This window comes from Ereboglobus sp. PH5-10 (assembly GCF_029504735.1).
GTDB lineage: Bacteria > Verrucomicrobiota > Verrucomicrobiia > Opitutales > Opitutaceae > Ereboglobus.
The window spans coordinates 58040-81647 of the sequence record NZ_JAQFIP010000007.1; the positions used below are offsets into that span (position 1 = coordinate 58040).

The following is a 23608-nucleotide window of genomic DNA, read 5'->3' on the forward strand; positions in this document are numbered from 1 at the left end:
GAGATCGCCGCTCCGTTCAAGCCGCCGCTCCGTCAACACATGCGTGCTCGTTCACCCTCGAACAACACGAACTCGCTTTCGTTCAGTTTCGCCTTCTCCGGGTTTTTTCGAATGTAACGCACACAGCGGCCAAAGTGCGTTTTGTCGCGCACCATGCGATCGTAGTAATCTTTTTGCCAGCCGGGCCATTTGTCAGCCAATGCCTCCCTCAATTTGCGCGAGGTAAAACTTTTCCACGATTGCAGCAAGTCAGGCACTTGCTCGCCGTTGAGCGTGGCAAAGACCGCATGCACATGATTGGGCATGACAACAAACGCGAGTTGATGACAGCGCACGCCCTCGAAGTGTCGCAACGCCCCGGCGAGAATCGCGCGCGCGTCGGAATTTCGCAACGCGCAGCCGCCCATGCCTGCGTCGAGCCACGCCTCCATTTGGTTGGAAAACAGTTGGTGATATTCCGCCTCCTGCTCGGTTGTGTGAGGCGGCGGATTGCGTTTCAACCATGCGTCGCGATCCCAAATCCATCGCTCGCGCAACTCGCGCGGAACCGAATCGGCGAGGCGAAAGGTGACGAAATATGTCGCGCCCATTTGCTCCCAATGAGGCAGGCGGTTGCGGAGCATTGTGGTGTCCGCATAGGGGCTGAAGAAACGGAGTTCTTCCATGAGCGCGAAGCGTGGACGCGCGACAACTTGGGGCAAGCATGAAACGCTCGCGGCGAAGCCATTACGGAGTCATTACGGAGCGGCGACCTGGAGATCGCCGCTCCGGTTTTTTGGGCCGAGAATCGCACGGGACGGGAAAATCGTGAAAGCAAAGATTATTACCATCCGTTGCGGCAGACGCCCTATTGTTTGCCTTGAGCCTTGAGTGCTTCCTCAATCATCGCCCTTTGGGATTTCGCGCGTTCTATTTCCTCGGAAGGCTCCTTAACGCCTCGAGCATAAAGCCATTCAGTAAACTGCTTGATGCTTTCCTCGGTCAAAACTGCATCCGCTGGCCATCCACCCCATCGTAAGGCCCTGCCGTGTTGAATGCCCACCATGGCTATTAACTTACCGTTTTTATAGAATTCCATCGTTGGCGTGCCACAGCACATGCAGACACCATTACTCGTTTTTCCATCAATCGTAATTAGCGAAATCAATCCAGCGATCTCATCCTGACTGACTGTTTCGAATATGATTTTCTCCTTGTCATAACGCCGATGACATGTGCCGCCTGTCCTGACAATGAATCTGTCGGCGCTGGAAATAACATTTCGCAGCTCGGCAGCCCAGTCATACTGCACCACGCAATCGGGATGTTGCTTGCGAAAAGATTCCACCGCATCGGCGGGAACCGCTGTGCCAAACAAAACAAGGTTTTTCAGCTTTGGAAATCCACCGTCCGGCAAACTGGCAAGCGGCGACATCTGCACATTTAAGGCACTCAATCGCGGCAACCCTGCAAGCGGAGTAATATCTGTGATCGCATTTCCCGCGATATGAATTTCCTTCAAATCATTTAGGTTCGATAAAAAATCAACCGCCCTCAATCCGGCCCAAGGCCAAAATAAATACCGTAGCTTGCGAAATTGGGCCGGTATGCCTGGATCATCCAATTCATCCGCCTCCAATCGCAACGAAAGCCATTTCATGTCCTTGCTGCGCAATAGAGATTCGCATTTGAACTGCAATTCCCTGGCGGAGACGTCAAGCGAGACGAAGCGTGTTGATTCTGAAAATAGACTATAAAGCTGCGCATCAGGATCGGCATTCCAGTCAACCTTGACCGCCCGGAAAGGAAGCCCGGGCAAAACCAGCGGCACTTTTTTCCATGCTGTATATTTTATATCAACAAACGTGTCTTCTCCTTGTATCAAGCCGGTCTTGCTTCCCGATTCCTCGCTTATGCTCACACCCCACAGCCCTTTGATTTCCCGTTTGCTCAATTTTTTTAAACGTGGACGCCTCCATTTGCCATCCCAGTAATCCGGATAAAACGCAACGAGCTCCTTGCGGCCCGACGGCAATACACGGTGGAGTTTGGCCTTTTTGGAAAGCTTGTTTATAAAATTGAGATTGTCCGTGTCGCGAACCAACACCGGAGCCCCGGCTACTATCAAGACATCACCAACAGCAAGCTCCTCGGGAGTTTCCGAGAGCGAAAACCACGGGACATTCACGGCCTTTCCATCCACCATGACAGGCCAAGTGGCGGCGAAACCATGCGCACATAGGAACACCGAAAGAGCCATGCCAAGGAAGAATCGCAACGGGGCCATGCATGAAGTCTTTGCCCATGCTTTTAAGTTGCAAGGCGAATTGCGGCGCGTGAGGGGTGCGATTCAAAGTGATGTCACCAAAACTACGTGTGCGATACGGAGCGGCGATCTCTAGGTCGCCGGACGAGGCGCATCGCGCCTCGCAAAAAAACACTCACTCGAAAAACTGAAATGCAAAAAAGGACACGACTTCGTCGTGTCCGGCGACCTGGAGATCGCCGCTCCGTTCGAGCCGCCGCTCCGCAAAGGCATGCGCGTCCGTTTTTACCCAACCAGGTTTTTCAACGCCGTCAGGTATTTGGCCTGGGTGTCGGCGATCACGTTTTCGGGCAGGCGGGGGGCGGGCGGTTTTTTGTCCCAGTTGATTGCGAGCAGGTGGTCGCGCACGAATTGTTTGTCGTAACTCGGGGGTGATTGGTCGGGCGCGTAGCTTTCGGCGGGCCAGTAGCGCGAGGAGTCGGGCGTGAGCAGCTCGTCGATCAGGATCAGGTTGCCCGCCTCGTCGGTGCCAAATTCAAATTTCGTGTCGGCGAGAATCATGCCCGCCTGCTTGGCGCGGTCGTGCCCGAGCGTGTAGAGCGCGATGCTGGCGGCTTTCACTTTTTGATAGAGCGCGGCGCCGACGGCGGCCTCGCCTTGCGCGTCGTTGATCGGCTCGTCGTGCTGGCCTTTGGGTGCCTTGGTTGTCGGGGTGAAAATCGGTTCGGGCAGTTTGTCGGCCTGGCGCAGTCCGGCGGGGAGTTTGATGCCGCAGACATCGCCGGTTTTTTGATAGGAGTCCCAACCGCTGCCCACGAGATAGCCGCGCACCACGCACTCGATTGTGAGGGGCTTGAGTTTGCGCACGATCATCGAGCGCAGTTGCAGGTCGCGATCCTTGATGCCGCGGCGCGCGAACTCGCCCGGCTGGTCGGGCAGCAGGTGGTTGGGCACGATGTTTGCCTTTGCCGCCTGCGCGAACCACCAGTTGCTCATTTGCGTGAGAATGACGCCCTTGCCGGGAATCCCGTCGGGAAGAATCACGTCGAAGGCCGAAAGCCGGTCGCTGGCCGTGATCAACAGGGCGTCCCCGAGGTCAAAGATGTCGCGGACTTTTCCCGAGGCGATTTTTGGGAATGGCAGCCCGTCGATGGAAGTGACGGCCTTGGCGGGCAGGGATGCGGCGATTTCGTCGTAGGTCATGGCGTTGGAAAAAACATACTAGTGAGTGCCGAAAAATGGAAAATAAAAGCCGGAAATTAAAAAACCGACGGTTTTTCACATTATCGTTGAGATTGCGGGCCCGACATTGCCAATTCTTGCAAAAATAACCGCGTTGGCATATCGCATTGATAGTCCACCGCAATTCAACACACGCACGCACACGGCATTCGCTCATGACCAAATCGCACACACTCTTCAGGGACACGCTTAGTGAAGCTGAGAAAGAGTTTCGCCGCATGTGCGACAACTCGCCCATTTGCATCTGGATGTCCAACACCGCGGGCACCGGGTTTTTCTTCAACAAGGCATGGCGCTCCTACACCGGGGAGGATGTGGTCGAGCGTTTCGATGAGTGGTATGAAAACATCCACCCGGACGAGCGCAACATGGTCAGCGCGCGCCATAATAAACATTTTGCCGCGCGCGCCCCCTACCGCGTCGAGTATCGCCTGCGCAGGCACGATGGCGTTTACCGCTGGATCATCTCGCACGCGTCGCCCTACTACGATTCGAAAAACCATTTCGCCGGCTTCATAAGCGTGTGCATCGATTTTAACGACCAGCACGAGTTTGAAAACACGCTTGCGATGCGCGCGCTCAAGCAGACCGCGCTCGCCGCCTACGGACGCCTCGCGCTCGAAGTGCGCAAGTTCGGCGAGCTCACGCACAAGGCGGTCAACGTGATTCTTGAGACGCTTCACGTCGATTGCGCCTACCTCGCCTCGCTCAACCACGACACGCACGAGCTCACCCTCGAGGCTTTCGCCTGCCGGCTCGGCCAGAACCCGCCGCCCGAGCTCGGCCATGTCAAACCCGCCGCGCTTTCAATCACGCGCGCGATGCAACTGGCCGACGACCGCGAAAATTTTCCGCTCGCGCAGCTCCTTGCCAGCAAGGGTATCCAGTCCTCGCTCATTTGCCCCGTCGGGTCGGGCGGGCAACTTTACGGCTACTTTTTTGCCAACACGCGCAGCGTCCGCACGTTTTCCTCGGACGCCGTTGATTTCATTCAGGGACTTTCCAACGTCCTTGCCGCCGTGCACCAGCGCGAGCACGCCGAGAAGGCGCTGGCCGAAAGCGAGCAGAAACTCCTGCAGGCGCAAAAAGTCGAGGCCGTCGGGCTCCTCGCGGGCGGCATCGCGCATGATTTCAACAACCTGCTCACTGCCATTTGCGGTTACACCGAGCTTCTTCAAAAAGACATCACCCAGCTTTCGCTCAACGAGGCCGCCACGCGAACGCTCCGCGCGCACACCGCCGGCATCGAAAACGCCGCGCTTCGCGCCTCCAAGCTCGTGCGCCAGCTCCTCACCTTCAGCCGCACCCAGTCAACGCAAATTGCCCGCATAGACATCAACGCCCTCATCCTCGATTTCAAGGACCTCATCACGGCCTTTCTTCGCAGCGGCATCCACCTCGAGCTCAAGCTCGGCCCCGAGCCGGTCTACGCCTATGTGGATCGCAACCAAATCGAACAGGTCATCCTCAACCTCGCCATCAACAGCCGCGACGCCATGCCCAAGGGCGGAAGCCTCACCATCAGTGTTGCCGGCGCGGATGTCGCGGCCTCGCCGGAAAACGGCGGGCTTGAGCCGGGCCGTTACGCGCAAGTCTCCATCACCGACACGGGCGCCGGCATGCCGCCCGAGGTTCGTGATAAAATCTTCACGCCCTTTTTCACCACAAAACCCAAGAGCCGCGGCACCGGTCTCGGCCTGGTCACTTGCGCCAACATCGTTAAGAACGCGCGCGGAAAAATCAGCTTTGAGACCGCGCAAGGCAAGGGGACGACATTCACGCTGCTCCTCCCCGACATTGCGCCGGCGCGGACAGTCGCGCCCGCCGACGCCTCGGTGTCGCCCTTCTTTCTCGAACGCGACAGCAACCCGCCGATTCCCGCGCCGCGCGCCATGCCGGACGCGCCCTCGGACGAACCCGACCTGCCCACCGGCGCCGAGACGATCATTCTCGTCGAGGATGACGCAGCCATTCGCGAAGTCACCGCCGCCATCCTCGAGTCGCTCGGTTACACCGTGCGCGCCTACGGCACAGGCGAGGCGCTCCTCACGCAATACCGCGTCGATGTGAACACCGTGCTCGCCGACGCCAGGCTCCTCATCACCGACATCAACATGCCCGGCATCAGCGGACGCCAGCTTGCGGACCGCATGCGCGCCATGCACTCCGGGGAGATGCGCGTGCTCTTTATATCGGGCTTTGTCACCGCCTCCCTTCAAAAAAGCACCGCGCATTTCCTCGAAAAACCTTTCACTCGCGACATCCTTGCCAGAAAAGTGCGTGAAGTTTTGGATGAATAACCTTTCGCTCCATTTCAATGGATCTCATCACAACGCCCGCATTCATATTCTGCCTGTGCACCGTCGTGTGCATTGTGCTCTGCCACGCCATCTGGCGCTGGCGGGAAAACCGCAACAACGAGCGCGTCACCCCCGGCTTCAAGCTCCTGCGCGGCCCCGGTGAATCGCTCCAACGGCAAATCGCCGCCATTGATGACAAACTTTTCTCGTGGCTGCTCAACATCCTCGGCCTCCCGCTCATCATGCTCGCGAGCACGGCGGGCGCATACCTCCTGTCCGGAAAAACGGCGTTCGATGGATTTGTCGCCATCCTCATCCAGTATGTGCTGCCCCTTGTTTTCATCTGGACCCTCTACTCGACGATCCACCTCCTGCGCCTCCTCTCCAAGCGCCGCAACCTCTACCTCGGTTATTTCGGCGAGCGCATTGTCAGCGAAAGCCTCGACTCGCTGCGCGCAAAGGGAGCCTGCGTTTTTCACGACGTTCCGGTTTCGGCGGAGCAGGGCCGCGTCAATATTGACCACGTCGTGATTTGCCCCGCCGGTGTTTTTGCCATCGAAACCAAAACCCGCCGCAAAGGCCCCGTGCGCGAAGGCCGCGCCGACGGCAAAATCATCTACGACGGCGCGCAACTCGCCTATCCTTGGGGAGAGGACACCTTCGGCATTTCCCGGGCTGCGAACAACGCGCTTTGGCTCGAAAAAACCATCGCCAAAACCGGCATCCCAAATGTGCCCGCGCACGCCATCCTCACATTCCCCGGCTGGCGCGTCGAGCTGACGGACTCCGCCGCCAACAGCGCCGTGCGCGTGCTCACACCCGCGCAAATCCCCCTCCACCTCGAAACGCTGCCGCCCAAGCTCGCAGCAAACCAAATCAAGCAACTCGCGCAACACATCGAAACCCTCTGTCGCGATGTGGAGTTCTAAAAAGTGGCCCGGGCCGCCAGCCCGTGACTTCGCCGACCGCTCCGCATGACCCTCGCCGAAAAACAACAACGCCTCATCGACGACTTCCTGATTATTCCCGATCCGCAGGAACGGCTCGCCGCCGTCGTGGCGCATGCAACCCGCGCGCCCGCGCTTGATCCCGCCGGGCGCATCGACGCCAACCATGTCCCCGGCTGCGTTTCGACCGTGTGGCTCGTTGTCGAACTTGATCCGGTCACGCGCCGCCTCCGTGTGCGCGCCGACGCCGAATCCCCGCTCGTCAAAGGCCTGGTCGCGCTCATCTGCGAACTCCACGACGACACCGATCCCGCCGACGCCGCCACATTTCAGCCGGAGCTTTTGGAAAAACTCCACCTCGCCCAAAACCTCTCGCCCACCCGTCGCGCCGGCCTGCTCGCCGTGCAAAAACGAATCAAGGAAAAGGCCGAAAGACTAAAAGGCTGAATTAATCCAAGACAAACTGCGCCTTAAAATCTTCAAGTTTTCCGATTTCAGCCCTTCAGCTCTTCAGTCTTTCAGCCCTTTGTATCACGACGCTCACAATCATCTGCAAGACCCCGCGCTCGCGCCGCACCTCGACGAGATTGCCGCCGCTTATGCGGAGATCGGCCTTGGGCGCGCCGTCGTCAATGGCACCTGCGAAGCCGATTGGCCCGATGTCACCGCGCTCGCCCGCCGTTACCAATTTGTCCTCCCCAGCCATGGCCTGCACCCGTGGGACGCCGGCAATCGCACGCCAAACTGGTTCGACACACTCCGCGCCACCCTTGACGCCAATCCCGGCGCGCACATCGGCGAAATCGGCCTCGATCGCTGGATAATTGATCGCGCGCGTCCCGACGATCCGCGCCTCGCCGGACTCCGCCGCGCTCCGCTCGACGAACAAGCCGAAGTTTTTCGCGCCCAACTCGCGCTTGCCGCCGAGCGCAATCTTGCCGCAAGCATCCACTGCCTCGACGCCTTCGGCCTGCTTCTAAAAATCCTCGAAACCACGCCGCTCCCCGCGCGCGGTTTTCTCCTGCACGCCTACAGCGGCCCGTCCGAAATGCTCCCGCAATTCATCAAGCTCGGCGCCTATTTCTCCTTCAACGGCTCGTTTCTATCCGAAAAAAACACCCGCCATCGCGAAGTTTTCCACCAAATCCCCGTCGAGCGCATTCTGGTCGAAACCGACGCGCCCGCCATGCCCGCGCCCGCGAAATACCGCCCGTTTTCATTTTCCGCGCCCGACGAAAAACTGAACCATCCCGCCAACATCGCCGGCACGCATGCCGGACTCGCCGGCGTGCGAGAGGTTGGGCCGGCGGCGCTCGGCGTTTCTATCGCGCAAAATTTCGCGCGCCTCTTCGGCGGATAGTCCGGCGAATGCCCACGCCGCCGTTTTTTTGCATTTAATAAGGACTCGCCCTAAATCTCTTTTTCGTTTCCTTACGAGGTCTTCATTTTTTCGTGCAGCTAATTTTTATTTATCAACATGGCTTACAATACCGCACTCATTACTGGAATAACCGGCCAAGACGGCGCTTATCTCGCCAGGTTGCTTCTCGAAAAAGGTTACAAGGTTTTTGGCGCGTATCGACGCACCAGCTCCGTTAATTTTTGGCGGCTTGAGGAGCTGGGTGTCACCGGGCATCCCAACTTGCAGCTTGTCGAATATGATTTGACGGATCTGGGCGCGACGATCCGGCTTTTGCAGACGGCCAACGTGACGGAGATCTACAATCTCGCCGCCCAGAGTTTTGTCGGCGTGTCCTTTGAGCAGCCCGCCACCACCGCGCAAATCACCGCGCTCGGCCCGCTCAATTTGCTCGAAGCCATCAGGATCGTGAACCCGCAGATTCGGTTTTACCAAGCCTCCACCTCCGAAATGTTCGGCAAGGTTCAGGCCATTCCGCAGTCGGAAACAACGCCCTTCCACCCGCGCAGCCCCTATGGCGTTGCGAAACTCTACGGGCACTGGATCACGATCAACTATCGCGAATCCTACGGCATTTTCGGGGCCAGCGGCATCTTGTTCAACCACGAGTCGCCTCTGCGCGGGCGCGAGTTTGTGACGCGCAAAATCACGGACGCCGCCGCCAGAATCAAGCTGGGCACGCTCGACGTGCTCGAGCTCGGCAACCTCAACGCCAAGCGCGACTGGGGCTTCGCCGGGGAATACGTCGAGGGCATGTGGCGGATGCTTCAAGCGCCCGAGCCCGACACGTTTGTCCTGGCAACGGGACGCACCGAGACGGTTCGCGATTTTGTGATCATGGCGTTCAAGGCCGTCGGAATCACGCTCCAGTGGAAGGGCAAGGACGAGCAGGAAATCGCCGAGGATGCCTCCACGGGAAAACTCCTCGTGCGCGTCAATCCAAAGTTCTACCGTCCCGCCGAGGTCGATTTGCTCATCGGCAGCCCGGCAAAGGCAAAAGAGGTCCTTGGCTGGGAGCCGAAGACCACGCTTGAGCAACTTTGCCAGATGATGGTCGAAGCCGACATGCGCAGAAACACAAACGGCGGAGGCTCCTTTTAACGCTTTAGGCTTTTCGCAACCCGCCCAAGCCTTCTTTGCAACATGCCCGAAAAAAATGCGTTCATAACCGGAATCACCGGACAGGATGGCTCGTATCTCACCGAGTTGCTTTTGGAAAAAGGCTACGCGGTGCACGGGCTTGTGACGCCGCTCGAGTCCGCCGCCAACGGCAACCTTCGCCACCTGGTCGCCGACCCCGCCATCCTCGGCAAGCGCCTGTTTCTCCACGCCGGCTCATTCGAGGAACTCACGCATCTGCGACGCATCATCGACCGGACGAAGCCCGATGAGTTTTACCACTTTGCCGGCCAGTCCAGCCCGCGCCTCAGTTTCGAACTGCCTGAAGTCACGGCAAACAGCGTTGGAATTGCCACGCTGCGGCTGCTGGAAATCCTGCGCGGTCTGCAACACCCGACCCGGTTTTTCAACGCATCCAGCGCCGAGGTGTTCGGCACGCCCTCCAATTCCCGCCAGGACGAGCAAACGCCCGTCAACCCCGCCACGCCCTATGGCGCCGCGAAGGCCTTCGCGCAGCAGATGACGCGCATCTACCGGACCGCCCACAAACTCCCGGCGTGCTCGGCGATACTCTACAACCACGAATCCCCCCGCCGCAACGAGTCCTTCGTCACCATGAAAATCGCCCGCGCCGCGGCGCGCATAAAAAAGGGACTCCAAACGGAGCTAAAACTGGGCAGCATGACGGCGCAACGCGACTGGGGCTGGGCGCCCGACTATGTCGAGGGCATGTGGCGGATGCTTCAAGCCGATCAATGCGACGACTACATCCTGGCGACAGGCGAGCTGCACAGTGTGGCCGACCTTGTCGAAAAAGCCTTCCAATGCGTCGGCCTGAATTGGCGCGACCACGTGAAACAAGATCCCTCGCTGATAACCGCCGCGGAACCAGTCGCCCCATGTGGCAATCCCGCCAAGGCTGAAAAACAGCTAAACTGGTCCCGAACCGTAAACTTCGACAGCATGGTGGAGCGCCTCGTGGCATCACAATACGACAGTGCCGGGTGATGCTTTTATTTGTTACAGGTTCAATGCCTCGAAGATAGCGTCGTTTTTTGGAAAGAAATCTGTTGTTGAAATCTCAAGCACCTCGGGGCGTGGTTCAGGGATTTTCATTGGGGGCCACATGGCGCCCCTGCAGAGGCCGGCATGTTTTGCTGGTTGAGGTTATTTATGGTCTGCAGCTCAAATTTAGCGGGCGATGGTCTTCTCGTCATATCAAGTCGCAGCAGGAATATAATTAAGGGAATGGCGATAATGAACAGTCCGCAACCTGTATAAAAGCTGACGGGAACACAGTAGAGTCGCACAGTATGCCTGCCGGCTGGAACCATTACGGCTTTTTGTGCCATGTTAGCTTTGAAAACCCGCGCGGGCACCCCATCGATTTCGGCCCGCCACCATTTATAATAGGTGTCTGCAACAAGAAGAACTGTGTCCGTGACAATAGAGGTTGTGACTGTGATGGTATTGTTTGTCTGGACGACCGCCTGTGCGGGTGCATATCCCGTGTTTTGGTTCAGCAGATTCATCGGTATATCCGATGGCTTCGCATAAACTAAAACCGTGCCACGGGGATCAGAATCCTTGTGTATAAGCATTCTCAAAACATCGTTCGGATCGTTTGCGGTCATGACCTTTCCCGCATGCCATGCGCGCGGCATGAAATTCGAGTTTTCGCGCAGGTTGCTGGTATAGCCCTTTTCGGGGCTACGCTTGATATCCATGATCCATTTTACATTCCACAAGCCGCGCAGACGGTCATTTTGCCACGGTTTATAACGGTTCAAGGCGGAGGCCCAAAAACGCTCGGTTTCGGGAATGTTTAACGTGCCACTGATATTGGTCTGGCTAAAATTTAGGGCAAGTCCGACCGAACACGGTAAAAAGTTTCTAATCCAGGCAAACTCATTCGGATTATTGCTGCCGCTGAGTATATGAGACTCTCCCATCATGTGAAATGTTTTGTGTATACGGGCTAGTTCGCGATCAGCCCCCACTTTTTTCAACGCATGCATGGATGGTGTTTCGAATACATAAACATTGACGTCCCCAAACATACGCATATCCTGACGCAGGAGAGTTTTATCTGCGAATAAAAACAGGGTTGTCGCTAGCAGGGCCAACCTCCATCGGTGTGGGTTTGCCAATAATAAGATTACTCCTATTGAGCCGATTGCTAATATTATAAACACATGCAAACTCGTATCTATGGGAAACGCATTCATGCCGGCTGTAAGCGAGCGAATGTCGGCTGAGAAATGAGGTAATGCACGCATTGAGGATCCCCATGTTTCTATTGGCTTTCTCACCAAGAAAACTGCGAGTGCAACCATGATTGTCGCGCAATACAGACATCTGCGGAATATTGGAGACATGCGTCGCAGTGGGCGTATGGACAATCCGGCCAGCACTGGGAGCGCTACCGTAACGAGGATGACATAGGTCGCGGGGTATGAATACATTCGATTCACGGCTGGCATGAGCGACATTACTTTGTGCAATTGCAAGGAGGGCCCTGATGCCATGACTATGCCAGTCAGCATCAGGGCCGTTATTGCAATAACTGATGGGGTCCATCGCCAGCGGCGCAATAAGATTACAACGGCAATGATTTCGAGCAGCATCATGGGCAGAACCCCAAAATAAGCATGGCGCATCTCCATCGGCATTCCAAAAAAGGTTGGTACTAGCGACTTTATCCAATCTGCCGCCCACATTGAGTAGTGAAGCTGGATCGCTGGGTCGCGCTGTAGGTGTTCGTTTGATGCTTGCAATGCAAGCTCCAGCATTGGCAGGAGTTGCGGCGCGGTAAGCAAAAAGACCAGCCCAGCCGAGATGACACCATGCTGCAGCACCTTGGGCAGGAGCAATCGTTTTTTTGAACACAGCCAGAACGGAATCCCCGTCACGATCATGCCAATCAAGGTCATGAGCAAAGGATACGGGCTGCCTGCATACGTCATCAGCGAGCATGCCACGGCCAGGCCTACCGTCTTTTTCCATCCTCCCCCGCGAAGCACACCAAGAAAAAAATATAATATTAATGGTAGCCACGCAAAACCGCCCAAGTGCTCAGTGCATTCGGTAACATGCAGCAGTGAACTGGTTGCGAATGCGGTGCAGGCCGTTATCCACGCTCCCGCCATGCCGGCCCGGCATTCGCGCGCCAGAAGGTAGCTATACCATGCAAACATCCAATGATGAAGTGCCGCAAACACGCCAAACGCGTAAGCTGTTGGAAAAATAATCCAAATTATTGAGGGAGGATAGAGCAATGCGTGTTGCCATGACGCGAGCAAGGGAGTCCCCCCCAGCAATTGGGGGCACCAAAAAGGAAAATCCCCGTTGAGCACACTTTCACGAAAGAAATGTTTAACCCCGTAGAACCATATCGTAAAATCACGCCCGAGCAGTGTTTTTCCGCATAACAATACGGGGGCAAAAAATGCTATTACAACCATTGCCAAAACGCCTGCCGCAAGCAATTTGTCATGCTTGGTGAGAAGCAATCGCATGGTTGATTTAAGTTTTTCCCTATGCCTGTTCATTATGGATATTGTGATCGAAAACGCTAATCAGGAAAAAATATTATATTTCAAAATGTCATTGATTTCGCGATCCCCGTCTCTCGCTTTTGTCTTTTGCTTCCTGCATGGGCGGATTCGCAGTCCGGGATGCGCCAACCGTAAATCACGCATATTGAGAGGGCGTTTTTGCTGTGATTTTAGAGCCCAGCCCCCTGCGACGGTTCTCCCCATCTTCGTATATTTTATAAATAACACAGCGCTTGAAGATATTGTAACATGCATCCATACTTGAGAGGGGCCATGTTTGTGAAATGGTATGGGTGGCGCCTTAATCGTTGCTCATTGTATCCTTTTAAATATAATTACTTCATCCTGTCCTTTGGAGTAATTCTTGATGGACTTGAAAGTGCGCCAGAATAATTCTGGCCTATACATATCCTTCCAAAACACATCGATTTTCTCGACAATTTGATAGCGGGCGTTCGGATCGCCGTATTTTTGCAGGTTGTATTTTAATTCATTTACATATGGGCCGAAACCAATCAGATAATCAGGCATTTCCTCCCCTTTGATAAGGGGCGGTTTGAGATTTATATATTGTTTTTGCAGGCGATCATTCAATTGCCAGGCATAAGTTGCTTTGGGCGCGTGAAACATAAGCGGATAGGCGGCATAGTTTGGGGCGACAAACACAGTTTTGCCTTCGGGTATATTTTTATTGATCCATTCAGATGTGGGTTTAAACGGTTCTTCCGGCGGAGTTCTCAACTCACCAATGTATGAGTATATTGTCGAGGGACGCTGAAAAAAATGCCCGCTTATTATGTTTGTGGAAAACAGGATCGCGCCCGCAATCAACGCAGGCCGCGACCATTTCAACATTATGCCATGGATCACACCTATGCCCAGCGCAATCGATAAAGGCACGAGTGGCCCAAAATAGCGCACATCCGCGGCCGAGGTTCCATGCAAGTTTTGGGGGGAAAGGAAAGAAAGGACTATAACATAAGCGACAAGTGCCGTGCTCGCGCGCAGCAACCATGTTTTTTTTCGCATTATTCCGATGACAAGTGCAAAAACCAAGACAACCCAGGTATAAAATTCGCAAACGTTGAGATCTCGAAAATTCCAATAGATGAGGGTAATGCGATCAAAAAAAGTATTGCCGTCAGCAAGGTTTCCTTGAGCGGTTTTCATTGGGTTCCATATCAGTGCAATCATGCCGCAGACAACGGCTTGCGGCAGCAGCAGCGCAAGCCAGTCTCGAAAGCCGAGAGTGTGCTCATGCCGCTTCCAAAATATGTAGTCAATCAACAGGCAACATTGCATGACGATGCAATTCAGATAGTTTGCCGTAAAGAGACAGATTGAGGCCAGCGCCATTAGTATTAATTTGCGCCGGTCGCCCCCCCAATAATAATATAAGTATGCGACGAGCACGCTGAAAAAAACGGTAACCGCATAATATCGGCACTGTTTGAATTGCAATAACAAGGCCACATTACAGACAATACCAATTGCCAAAAGCGAAAATATGATAATATTTTGCCTTCTTGCCCAATATAAAACCAAGGCAAGCGTGGCCAGGCCGAACAAGGCGAAGGGCGCGCGCGCGGCCCATGCATTTTCGCCAAAAAGCATGAATGATATCGCGGTTATGTATGTCGCAAGGGGAGGGGTGGATCGATCATGGAGATTGTGCAAAAGCCGGCCGTTTTCATATGCTACAATGTTGCCGTGATCTATGATGGCGGAGGTGTCTCCCGTGCGCACCACGCCTTTGGCCACGAGTGCAACCATGGTCTCATCATCCCAGAGAGAATAATGCCCCAATCTGGCGAAAAGCAGGGTCGCAAAGACGATCATGCTTAAGATGGCGACAGCCCATTTTTTTGTGTCCCAATTCCGGATTTCCGATGCCGAACAGGAACGGGGTTCGATTGTTGAGACATTCATAAGTTTAGCTGGTCTCTTGCGGCTCAGTCTTCATTAAAGTCATACTTGCCACGCAAATAATCGCGAATCACCCCAAGCACTTCAAAACCGTATTTGATTGGTTTCAGGTGGGACTCTTCGTCGCCATATCGGGTCGGAATCGGCAAGTCGGCAACCCGAAGTCCGCGCTTGGCCCCGACCAGCAGCATTTCGCCGTCAAAATGAAATGTGTCGCTTAATTTTTCAAAGGGGATTGTTTCGAGTGCCTTTCGACTATAGAGCATGTAACCGCTGTGATACTCCGAAAAATGCAATCCATAGACGAGATTTTCCAACTGGGTTAGGCATATGTTAGCGACAAATTTATATTTGGGCATTCCTCCTTTCAGGGCCGAGCGCCAGCTCCTCATGCGCGAGCCGAGCACCATATCAGCACTGTCGTCAACCATGGGCTGGCACAGGCGCTCAAGCTCCTCCGGCGCATATTGACCATCAGCATGCACCATTGCGGCAATGTCGGCCCCCAATTCCAACGCACGACGATAGCCTGTTTTTTGCGCGCCACCATAGCCTCGATTGTGCTCGTGAAACAGCACTTCGACTTTTGGGTATTTTTCGAGTAACTCGGCGCTGGTGGAGCGGGGCACTGTTTCCCCGCCGTCCTCAACGACCAAAATTTTTAACAACCGCTCATACATCTCGGGCACTATGCGCGCCAAGACGCTTGGTAGTGTTTCCGCCGCTTTGTAGGCGGGGATGACCACGACGATTTTTTTGCTCATGTGAACAATTTTTCCGTCCACGTTTTCGGGGTCTTCTCGTTGATGATTTCCACATCCAGATGATAGCGAAATTTCTTGGCGCCGCGTTTTTCTATCCACTGCGCCATTTCCTCGATGCTTTGTCGCAATGTGTGGTTTGTTTTGTAATTGAAAATATTGCGCGCCTTGTCCGCGCTGCATGTGGCATATTTGACTTCACGCGGGCGAGGAGCGACAAAGACGGGCTCAAGATTCTTGAAGTTCAGCACGTCGGCGATCGTTTTTGCCAAATCCAAAATTGTGATAAATTCTTCATCAGGTCCGATATTTATGGTTTGGCCTGCGGCAACCTTGTTATCCAGGGCTTGGGAGAAACATGTCAGAATATCGCGAACATCCGAGAAGCAGCGTTTTTGCAGGCCGTCACCATAAACGATGGGTTGTTTTCCTCGCAGCATCAGATTAATCATGATGGACGCCACATTGCGAAACGGGTCGTCGTATTTTTGATGTGCGCCAATGATGTTATGAGGCACCAGATTCACGAACTCGAATCCATGAACCTCCGAAAGCACTTGTAAAACTTGCTCCGCTGCGAGTTTTGAAATTCCGTAAGGATCCACTGGAACCGGCACCGCATGCTCGCGGAAGGGAATCACTTCTTGATGTCCATAACGCGCCATACTGGAGCAGTTTATGACGCGTTTTACATGATTGGCGGCACATGCCGCGAACACTGTTGATGAGATTTGAAAAGTGTTTTGAGTAACTACGTGAGGGGAAAATACACTCAGTCCTTCGTATGCCGTGCAGGCTGTATGGATCACCACGTCATGATCTTTGATGATTTTTTTCATGGCATTCAGATACATGCAATCCACTTGAAAAAACTCCGCGTCATCCGGCACATTGTCGAGATAGCCTCCTATGAGGTTGTCACAGCCAGACACTTGATGTCCTTTGCTTAGCAGATCTTTCGCGATGCGACTTCCCAAGAAACCAGCAATACCTGTGATGAATACTTTCATGATTTGAAAACTTTTACGTGATTGGGTAGTTAGGGAGAATAAGATTCAGCTTGTCCGCAAATACAAATATTAGTCGATCGTTTGATTCTGAAAAATATTTCAAAATTTTTGAGAAGGGGGAGCCGGTGAATAAAGATTCAAAAGTTAAGCGGTCTTCAGGGAATAGAACTTGTGGCGAATAAATGTTGGCGAGGCGAGCACGCCGGCGCGGTCGCGGATGTCGAGTTCGTGGTGCTGAAAGGCGGGGAGTTCGCGGGCGAGGCGCTGCTGGTTCCAGCGGGTATCGCCTTGCGGGCCGAAGAAGACCGCGCGCTGGTTGTTGTCCACACCGTGCACCGCGCAGCCGAGTTCGCGCGCGAAGTAGGTGCAGACTTCAGATCCGATAAGTCCTGACGAGCCGGTGACGAGTAGTTTTTTGGGCATGAGTTTTTTGCGAAAATCGCAAGGTAGTTGTGGGTTTGTGGATGTAAAGAGTGTAGCCAAAGCGCAAGGACGTAAGCTTTGGCGTTACGGGTGCCGGGGTTTAGCTCAGATCCCGGATGCTGCCGAACTCGGGATCGACGAGGCGGCGATAGGTGCGGACGATCATGCCGTCGGTCAGGCCGGCGAGCCAGTCGCAGATGCAGCGGGCCTTGCCTTCGCGCGTCCTGGCCTCGTTGATTTGGTGCGCGGCACGGATGGGGATGACTTTGATCGCGCGGCGGGCTTGGGGCGGCTCGACATAGTTTTCCCATGCGGCTTCCCAGAGCGTGTGCAACACGCGGCGAGCCTTGTATTCGATTTGCTGGAGTTGCGGGCTTTCGAAAATGATGTCGTTCGCCATTTTCTTGTAGAACTCGGCCTCGGCGACGGCGGCGGGCGCGATGGTGAGTTCGAAGCGGTAGCGGTTGGTGAGCGGCGACATGAAGTTGATGCGTTCCTTCAGGCGCGTGGCGCGGACGAAGGTGCCGATTTTCGCCGCGAACATGCGCTCGAGCTTGTCGGCGCGAATGCCGTCGATGAGTTTCCTCAAGCAATCACCGCGGGTCTTGGCGCTGAGTTTGTGCGGGCCGGTTTGCCCGTTCCAGTGAGATTCTGTTTTTGCGGCCCAGGCTTCGATGCGTTCGATTGTGAGAAAGCCGGCTTTCACGCCGTCAACGATGTCGTTGAGCGAATAGGCCGCGTCATCGGCCCAGTCCATGATCTGGCACTCGACGGATTTAAAGGCGTTGAGCGCGAGGCCGTCGTGAAGCTCGCCGGGGATCTTGCGGTTCGCGAAAACGAAGGAGCGCTGCTTTTCCTGATAATCGTAGAGGAAGTGGTTTGTTGGTTTCGCCCCGGGGCCGGTGAATTCGCGGTAGAGCTTTTTATATTTGAGAACACCGTCGGTGAGGGCGCGCGTGGGCTGCATGCCGCGCACGGCGGTTTCCGATTCAAAGATGGTCTCGCCGAGAAGGCGGAGCGTTTGCGCGTTGCCCTCGAATCCCCCGTGGTCGCGCATAATTTCCTGAAGCGTGCGCTCGCCCGAATGGCCGAACGGAGGGTGGCCGAGGTCGTGCGCGAGGCAAATGGCTTCCACGAGGTCGTCGTCGATATAAAAATCGGGGGCGAGCAGGGCGTGGCTCGGGCATTCCTCCGAGGCGAGATAGTGGCAGATGGAGCGGCCGATTTGCGCGACTTCCATGGAGTGCGTGAGGCGCGTGCGGTAGAAATCGTATTCGCCGGAGAGGAACACCTGCGTTTTCGATTGGAGCTTGCGGAAGGCGTGCGAGTGAATGAGCCGGTCACGATCAACCTGAAACGCGCTGCGATAGTCTTTTTTGCGGGGTTCGCCGAGCGTTTGCGTGTCGAAGCCGGAATAAAACCGATTGTGTTTCATGGAAGGTAAGCGGCGAGTTGAGCATGAATGCGGCCGGGCAGGCGATGTTTTTTGCGAGTAGAGAAAAATGTGGAAATTAAGGGGTCCGCGGCGCGCCGCCGGGGGGGATATTTTTATGTAAGGCGTGCTCGCTTTTGTCTTTGCGGCGTGTTCAGTTTGGGCTCTGATTTTTGAGCATCATTTTTCAGCTACCCTTTCATACCATGAGAAAAACACTCCGAGGCGTTCATGCGTTTGTTTTTGCACTGGCGGCCGTCGCGCCGCTCGCGCTTTCAGCGGGTCCGTGGGAGCCGCTTTTTAACGGCAGGGATTTGTCCGGCTGGAAACAGGTCAACGGCACCGCGCCCTACAAGGTCGTCGATGGCGCGATCATGGGCACGACGGTGCCGGGTTCGCCGAACAGTTTCCTCGCGACCGAAAAGCTTTACGGCGACTTCATTCTCGAACTCGAGGTGATGCAGGACGCGCCGAGCAACAGCGGCATCCAGTTCCGCAGCGAGTGCCGCGCCTCCGACGGGCGCGTGCACGGCTACCAAATGGAAATCGACCCGACGCCGCGCGCGTGGACGGGCGGCATTTACGATGAGGCGCGGCGCGGCTGGTTTTACACCGGCGCGATGAGCCATGCCGCGCGCGATCTCTACAAGCTCAACCAGTGGAACCGCGTTCGCATCGAGGCCATCGGCCCGTCGATTCGCACTTGGATCAACGGCGAGCCGGTCGCGCATGTGATCGACGACATGGACGCGCGCGGATTCATCGCGCTGCAAATCCACTCAATCTCGAAGAAGAAGCCCGAGGAGGCGGGCCGTCGCGTGTTCTGGCGCAACATCCGCATCCAAACCACCGACCTCAAGCCCTCGCCGGCGGACTCGCTTTTCATTCGCAACGTCATCGCCAACAACCTCGCCGACGCCGAGCGCGCGCAGGGCTGGAAGCTTCTCTGGGACGGCAGGACGACCGCGGGCTGGCGCGGCGCGGGCAAGAAGGCGTTTCCTGAAAAAGGCTGGCGCATCGAAAACGGCGAGCTGGTTGTCCAGAAATCCGACGGCAGGGAGTCGCAGAACGGCGGCGACATCGTGACCGAGGCGGAATACAAGGCGTTCGAGGTTGCGCTGGAATTTAAGCTCACCAAGGGCGCGAACAGCGGCATCAAGTATTACGTGACCGAGAAATACGTGACCAAGGGCTCCGCCATCGGGCTGGAGTTTCAGTTGCTCGACGACGCGAATCATCCCGACGCGAAACTCGGCGCCGCGGGCAACCGCCAGCTCGGCTCGCTCTACGACTTGATCCCGATCAACCGGATGCCGGGCGGGCTCGGCGTCAAGCCGCGCCTCGGCGAATGGCAGCACGCGCGCATCATCTCGCGCGCCGACGGCACGGTGGAGCACTGGCTGAACGGCATCAAGGTCGTCGAATACACGCGCGGCTCGCCACTCTTCATGGCGCTTGTCGAACGGAGCAAATACAACAAGCACGAGGGTTTCGGCCTCGCGAAGAGCGGGCGCGTTTTGTTGCAGGATCACGGCGACGAAGTGCGCTTCCGCAGCATCAAGCTCCGCGAATTGTGACAAACAACCAGTTTTCCTCCCGCTTCCCATTTTTCACTCCTCACCACCACCCCTCACACTTCGATGAATCGTCGCACATTTATACAAAGTCTCTCACTCGCGGGGCTTGCCGTCGGGGCAGGCAGTTTGTCGCCGCGCCTGCTCGCGCGCGCGCGCGGCGCGAACGACCGGATTCGCGTGGGCCTGGTCGGGTTTGCCGACCGGTCGCGCGACACGCTCATCCCCGCGTTTCAACGACTGGCGGGCGAACTGAATTGCGAAATCGTCGCCGTGTCCGACATCTGGAACCGTCGGCGCGACGAGGCGGTCGCGTTTTTCAAAACCAAATACAGCCAGGACATCGCCGTTTATCGCAACAACGAGGAGATGTATGAAAAGGCCGGCCTCGACGCGGTCATCATCGCCACGGCGGATTTTCAACACGCGCTGCATTGCATCGAGGCGGTGAACGCCGGGTGCGACGCGTATGTCGAGAAACCCTTCGCCGAAACGATGGCGGACAATCGCGCCGCGCTTAAGGCCGTGCGTGCCAGCAAGCAGATCGTGCAGATCGGCTCGCAACGGCGCAGCGGACGCAGCTACCACGCCGCGCATGACTACATAAAGTCGGGCCAGTTTGGTGACATCGTTTTTGCAGAGATGAGCTGGAACGTGAACCAGCCCGGCCGCTGGCGCCGCCCCGATCTCGTCGCGGGACTCAAGGAGGGCGATGTGGACTGGAAGCGTTTTCTCATGAACCGTCCGCGCGTCGCCTGGGATCCGAGAAAGTATGTCGAGTATCGCCTGTTCTGGCCGTATTCGTCGGGCATTCCCGGACAGTGGATGTGCCACCAGATCGACACCGTGCACTGGTTCACCGGACTGCCGCATCCGCGCAGCGTGAGCGCCAACGGCGGCATCTACATGTGGAAGGACGGGCGCACCAATTTCGACACGATGACATCAGTCTTCGATTACGGCCCGCTCGACGACCCGACGAGGGGATTCCAAGTCGTCTACACCTCGCGCTTCAGCAACTCGGCGGGCGGTGTGAAGGAGATTTATTATTCCAACGGCGGCGAGCTGAACCTCGACACAAACGAAGTTTCGCCGAAAGGCGGCCTGACCGAGAAATACGCCACGCGCATGAAGATGCGGCCGAACCGGCTCAAGCCCGCGTCGTTGAAAGGCGACGGCCCCGCCGCGACCGACGCAAACACCGGCGTGGACAACATGGTGCTCGCGCACATGCGTAACTGGATGGAATGCCTGCGCTCGCGCAAGGAGCCGAACGCGCCCGTCGAGGCCGGCTACCAGCATTCCATCGCCACGATCATGGCCAACGCCGCCGCCCGCACCGGCGAAAAAGTGACCTTCGACGCCGCGCGCCAGGAAGTGCTCGCCGGCGGAAAAGTGTTTCACCTGTGATCCGGGCTCATTCCGGGATCGCCGGGCCCCGGCCCGGCGTTCTCTCCCGCGCGCCCATGTTTGCCCGCATGCCAAACCTTGACACCCCCGCCCGCGAACGCATAACCAATCAACCTTTTAACACTCGGAAAACACACATCCCTCAAACGTAATCAGCACATGCCCGCAGCAAACGACATTCGCAAAGGACAAGTTATCAAATACAATGGCGAGCCGCACCTCGTCATGGAAACACAACACCGCACGCCGGGCAATTTGCGCGCGTTCGTCCAGATCAAGATGCGCAACCTCCGCTACGGAAAGGCGCTCGACCAGCGCTTCGCATCGACCGACACCATCGAGGTCCTCCAGACCGACAAGCGCACGCTCGAGTTCAGCTACGCCGACCGCGACACCTACGCGTTCATGGATCCCGAGACCTACGAGCAGATCGAGCTCAACACGCAGCAGCTCGGCGACGTGGTCAACTACCTCGCCCCCGGCGGCAAGGTCGACATTCTCTTCGTTGATGAAAAACCGCTCAACGTCGATCTCCCCTCAGCCGTCGCGCTCAAGGTCATCGAAAGCGCCGAGGGCATCAAGGGCGACACCGCGAGCAACGTGCAAAAACCCGCCAAGCTCGAAACCGGGCTCACAATCCAAGTGCCGCTCTTTGTGAAGGAAGGCGAAGTCATTCGCGTAAACACCGCCGACGGCACCTACCTCGGACGCGCTTGAAGCGCACCTGAACGAAAAACGATTTTTCGCTTTTTAAAGACAGCCCGCCAAACCGCGGGCTGTTTTTTATGTCGGTTGCAATCGCAGGGGCGCGCCTTGATTGCGAGTTCCCCTCGGGGACCTTTAATGTCATCGCATGTTCATGGAAACTCGGGCGCCTTTTCCACTGCCTTGCGACTTGGCAAAGGGTGAAAATCTCGTGAAACTTCACTCACTTTTTAGACAAAAACCATCAACAATCCATCCATGAATAACAACGAAAACCTGCCCGTCGTCCAACCCAAGCCCGAGACCTCCGAAGTGCGCAAAGCCAGCTTTTGGGTCAGCCAGATATGCGTCATCATTGCGACCGTCCTCGGCGTGTATCTCGCCGCCACCCAGGGTCTCAAGCAGGCCATCGCGTTCGACGACATCCGCTCCGACAAAAACAACGCCTACCTGCGCATGTCGCTCCGCACCGAGATGGCCGGCAACATCGAAGTCGTCAAAGACTACGTCGCCAAGGTTCGCAAGGACGGTTCGCTCGCATCCCGCAAGCGCGCGCTCGCGCTGCAGACGTTTGTTTGGGACAACATGAAGTTCTCGTCCAACACCCTCGAAACCCCGTCCGAATTCCTCATGGCCAACGCGGACTTCCTGCGCACCATCACCTATCTCCACGGCGAGATCGCCGGCAGCGGCATTTCCACCGATAACGGACTCAAGCGCATGGAGGCGGCGATCAAAAAACTCGAGGAAACCGTGCTCCCGAAACTCGACACCAACGTGGAGGAACTCCGCACCAGTCTCAAAAAACGCGACATCGACATTTAATCCAAAAACACCGGGTTTCGACCCGGTGTTTTTGCAATGGCATTGGAATCGCCATGCGGGACCGGGCATCATGCTTTTGTCTCGCAACCTCGCTTGCCAAACGCCCGTTTTTTCGCGAACCTGCCGGCATCATTTCCCGACAAACAAACCACACACACATAGCTCCCCATGACCTATCACATCGCCCGCAACAACCAGCAACTTGGCACTTTTCTCAAGGATGAAGTAATCGCCCGCTACAACGCCGGGGCGATTCTCCCGACCGATCTTGTGTGGACTGAGGGCATGGCCACGTGGGAGCCCGCCTCTAAAATTTTCGGCGCATCCGCGGCGCCTGCCGTTGGCGACGTTAGCGCCCCCGGCTCGCCCCCGCCTGTCACCGGAGTTGCGGAGCTGATGATGACGGTGCCCCCTGATGTCAAACCGGTCAAACCCGGCAACAATCTTATTGGCGCGATCATTGTCACGCTCTTGTGCTGCGTGCCATTGGGCATTGTGTCCATCGTGTTTGCGGCGCAGGTGGACGGAAAATACAACAAGGGCGATTATGCGGGCGCCGAGGATGCCGCAAAAAAATCGAAGACCTTTATGTGGCTGTCGGTGGTTCTTGGCCTTGTGGCCAGCGTCATTATTTTTGCGATGAGCTTCGCGGGCGCGCTGGCGCAGTAATTGCGCCCGCCAGTTTGAGGTTTGCCCGCGTCGCAATCTTGAG

19 protein-coding genes and 1 pseudogene are annotated in these 23608 nt (G+C 56.2%); 11 read left to right on the forward strand and 9 right to left on the reverse strand.

The window, feature by feature from the left end; genetic code table 11:
• Positions 1-32 precede the first annotated feature (32 nt).
• The 3 genes from M2447_RS07420 to M2447_RS07430 all read right to left on the reverse strand — a co-directional run bounded on the left by M2447_RS07420 (position 33) and on the right by M2447_RS07430 (position 3448).
• Entirely contained in the window at positions 33-701 is a 669-nt protein-coding gene (locus M2447_RS07420; RefSeq protein ID WP_277558030.1) for a transposase, read from the reverse strand.
• 146 nt (positions 702-847) lie between these two features.
• Positions 848-2239 (reverse strand): leucine-rich repeat domain-containing protein, encoded by a 1392-nt coding sequence (locus M2447_RS07425; RefSeq protein ID WP_277558031.1) that lies wholly within the window; start codon positions 2237-2239, stop codon positions 848-850.
• Between the two features lie 291 nt (positions 2240-2530).
• On the reverse strand, positions 2531-3448 hold the full coding sequence (locus M2447_RS07430) for a phosphoribosylaminoimidazolesuccinocarboxamide synthase (RefSeq protein ID WP_277558032.1): 918 nt from the start codon (positions 3446-3448) through the stop codon (positions 2531-2533).
• 194 nt (positions 3449-3642) lie between these two features.
• Between M2447_RS07430 and M2447_RS07435 the strand changes: the two genes are divergently transcribed.
• The 6 genes from M2447_RS07435 to M2447_RS07460 all read left to right on the forward strand — a co-directional run bounded on the left by M2447_RS07435 (position 3643) and on the right by M2447_RS07460 (position 10281).
• Positions 3643-5787, forward strand: coding sequence for an ATP-binding protein (locus M2447_RS07435; RefSeq protein ID WP_277558033.1), 2145 nt, complete (start codon positions 3643-3645; stop codon positions 5785-5787).
• Positions 5788-5804: 17 nt separating this feature from the next.
• Entirely contained in the window at positions 5805-6716 is a 912-nt protein-coding gene (locus tag M2447_RS07440) for a nuclease-related domain-containing protein (protein ID WP_277558034.1), read from the forward strand.
• A gap of 45 nt (positions 6717-6761) precedes the next feature.
• A complete protein-coding gene (locus M2447_RS07445) occupies positions 6762-7181 on the forward strand; it encodes a SufE family protein (protein WP_277558035.1) in 420 nt (139 codons plus the stop codon).
• A 79-nt stretch (positions 7182-7260) separates the two neighbouring features.
• Entirely contained in the window at positions 7261-8094 is an 834-nt protein-coding gene (locus tag M2447_RS07450; RefSeq protein ID WP_277558036.1) for a TatD family hydrolase, read from the forward strand.
• A 117-nt stretch (positions 8095-8211) separates the two neighbouring features.
• Positions 8212-9255 (forward strand): GDP-mannose 4,6-dehydratase, encoded by a 1044-nt coding sequence (gene gmd, locus M2447_RS07455; RefSeq protein ID WP_277558037.1) that lies wholly within the window; start codon positions 8212-8214, stop codon positions 9253-9255.
• A gap of 42 nt (positions 9256-9297) precedes the next feature.
• Positions 9298-10281: a GDP-mannose 4,6-dehydratase gene (locus M2447_RS07460; protein WP_277558038.1), complete on the forward strand. Its 984-nt coding sequence runs from the start codon at positions 9298-9300 to the stop codon at positions 10279-10281.
• A gap of 104 nt (positions 10282-10385) precedes the next feature.
• Here the strand turns inward: M2447_RS07460 and M2447_RS07465 are convergent, their stop codons facing one another.
• The 6 genes and pseudogenes from M2447_RS07465 to dgt form a co-directional block, all read right to left on the reverse strand.
• Entirely contained in the window at positions 10386-12791 is a 2406-nt protein-coding gene (locus M2447_RS07465) for a hypothetical protein (RefSeq protein ID WP_277558039.1), read from the reverse strand.
• Positions 12792-13142: 351 nt separating this feature from the next.
• The gene (locus tag M2447_RS07470; RefSeq protein ID WP_277558040.1) at positions 13143-14759 is read right to left on the reverse strand and encodes a glycosyltransferase family 39 protein; all 1617 of its coding nucleotides are present in this window, start codon (positions 14757-14759) and stop codon (positions 13143-13145) included.
• Between the two features lie 23 nt (positions 14760-14782).
• A complete protein-coding gene (locus tag M2447_RS07475; protein ID WP_277558041.1) occupies positions 14783-15520 on the reverse strand; it encodes a glycosyltransferase family 2 protein in 738 nt (245 codons plus the stop codon).
• Positions 15517-16527 (reverse strand): NAD(P)-dependent oxidoreductase, encoded by a 1011-nt coding sequence (locus tag M2447_RS07480; RefSeq protein WP_277558042.1) that lies wholly within the window; start codon positions 16525-16527, stop codon positions 15517-15519. The genes M2447_RS07475 and M2447_RS07480 overlap by 4 nt, the downstream gene beginning before the upstream one ends.
• A gap of 195 nt (positions 16528-16722) precedes the next feature.
• Positions 16723-16950 (reverse strand): annotated as a pseudogene (locus M2447_RS07485) (NAD-dependent epimerase/dehydratase family protein); the annotation flags it as partial.
• A 100-nt stretch (positions 16951-17050) separates the two neighbouring features.
• Entirely contained in the window at positions 17051-18385 is a 1335-nt protein-coding gene (gene dgt, locus M2447_RS07490; RefSeq protein WP_277558044.1) for a dGTP triphosphohydrolase, read from the reverse strand.
• Between the two features lie 203 nt (positions 18386-18588).
• On the opposite strand from dgt, the gene M2447_RS07495 reads away from it, so the two are divergent.
• The 5 genes from M2447_RS07495 (at position 18589) to M2447_RS07515 (ending at position 23565) form a co-directional block, all read left to right on the forward strand.
• Positions 18589-19959, forward strand: a complete 1371-nt coding sequence (locus M2447_RS07495; protein ID WP_277558045.1) for a DUF1080 domain-containing protein — start codon at positions 18589-18591, stop codon at positions 19957-19959.
• Between the two features lie 63 nt (positions 19960-20022).
• A complete protein-coding gene (locus tag M2447_RS07500) occupies positions 20023-21366 on the forward strand; it encodes a Gfo/Idh/MocA family oxidoreductase (RefSeq protein WP_277558046.1) in 1344 nt (447 codons plus the stop codon).
• A 159-nt stretch (positions 21367-21525) separates the two neighbouring features.
• Positions 21526-22083, forward strand: coding sequence for an elongation factor P (efp, locus tag M2447_RS07505; RefSeq protein WP_108824643.1), 558 nt, complete (start codon positions 21526-21528; stop codon positions 22081-22083).
• A 246-nt stretch (positions 22084-22329) separates the two neighbouring features.
• Positions 22330-22896, forward strand: coding sequence for a hypothetical protein (locus tag M2447_RS07510; RefSeq protein ID WP_108824644.1), 567 nt, complete (start codon positions 22330-22332; stop codon positions 22894-22896).
• Between the two features lie 168 nt (positions 22897-23064).
• The gene (locus M2447_RS07515; RefSeq protein ID WP_277558047.1) at positions 23065-23565 is read left to right on the forward strand and encodes a CD225/dispanin family protein; all 501 of its coding nucleotides are present in this window, start codon (positions 23065-23067) and stop codon (positions 23563-23565) included.
• The last annotated feature ends 43 nt before the right edge of the window (positions 23566-23608 follow it).

Bases quoted from the DNA above. Each gene is read 5' to 3' on its own strand.
- M2447_RS07425 (WP_277558031.1), bottom strand. From the start codon at position 2,239: ATGGCTCTTTCGGTGTTCCTATGTGCGCATGGTTTCGCCGCCACTTGG.
- M2447_RS07430 (WP_277558032.1), bottom strand. From the start codon at position 3,448: ATGACCTACGACGAAATCGCCGCATCCCTGCCCGCCAAGGCCGTCACT.
- M2447_RS07435 (WP_277558033.1), top strand. From the start codon at position 3,643: ATGACCAAATCGCACACACTCTTCAGGGACACGCTTAGTGAAGCTGAG.
- M2447_RS07440 (WP_277558034.1), top strand. From the start codon at position 5,805: ATGGATCTCATCACAACGCCCGCATTCATATTCTGCCTGTGCACCGTC.
- M2447_RS07445 (WP_277558035.1), top strand. From the start codon at position 6,762: ATGACCCTCGCCGAAAAACAACAACGCCTCATCGACGACTTCCTGATT.
- gmd (WP_277558037.1), top strand. From the start codon at position 8,212: ATGGCTTACAATACCGCACTCATTACTGGAATAACCGGCCAAGACGGC.
- M2447_RS07460 (WP_277558038.1), top strand. From the start codon at position 9,298: ATGCCCGAAAAAAATGCGTTCATAACCGGAATCACCGGACAGGATGGC.
- M2447_RS07465 (WP_277558039.1), bottom strand. From the start codon at position 12,791: ATGCGATTGCTTCTCACCAAGCATGACAAATTGCTTGCGGCAGGCGTT.
- M2447_RS07470 (WP_277558040.1), bottom strand. From the start codon at position 14,759: ATGAATGTCTCAACAATCGAACCCCGTTCCTGTTCGGCATCGGAAATC.
- M2447_RS07475 (WP_277558041.1), bottom strand. From the start codon at position 15,520: ATGAGCAAAAAAATCGTCGTGGTCATCCCCGCCTACAAAGCGGCGGAA.
- M2447_RS07480 (WP_277558042.1), bottom strand. From the start codon at position 16,527: ATGAAAGTATTCATCACAGGTATTGCTGGTTTCTTGGGAAGTCGCATC.
- dgt (WP_277558044.1), bottom strand. From the start codon at position 18,385: ATGAAACACAATCGGTTTTATTCCGGCTTCGACACGCAAACGCTCGGC.
- M2447_RS07495 (WP_277558045.1), top strand. From the start codon at position 18,589: ATGAGAAAAACACTCCGAGGCGTTCATGCGTTTGTTTTTGCACTGGCG.
- M2447_RS07500 (WP_277558046.1), top strand. From the start codon at position 20,023: ATGAATCGTCGCACATTTATACAAAGTCTCTCACTCGCGGGGCTTGCC.
- efp (WP_108824643.1), top strand. From the start codon at position 21,526: ATGCCCGCAGCAAACGACATTCGCAAAGGACAAGTTATCAAATACAAT.
- M2447_RS07510 (WP_108824644.1), top strand. From the start codon at position 22,330: ATGAATAACAACGAAAACCTGCCCGTCGTCCAACCCAAGCCCGAGACC.
- M2447_RS07515 (WP_277558047.1), top strand. From the start codon at position 23,065: ATGACCTATCACATCGCCCGCAACAACCAGCAACTTGGCACTTTTCTC.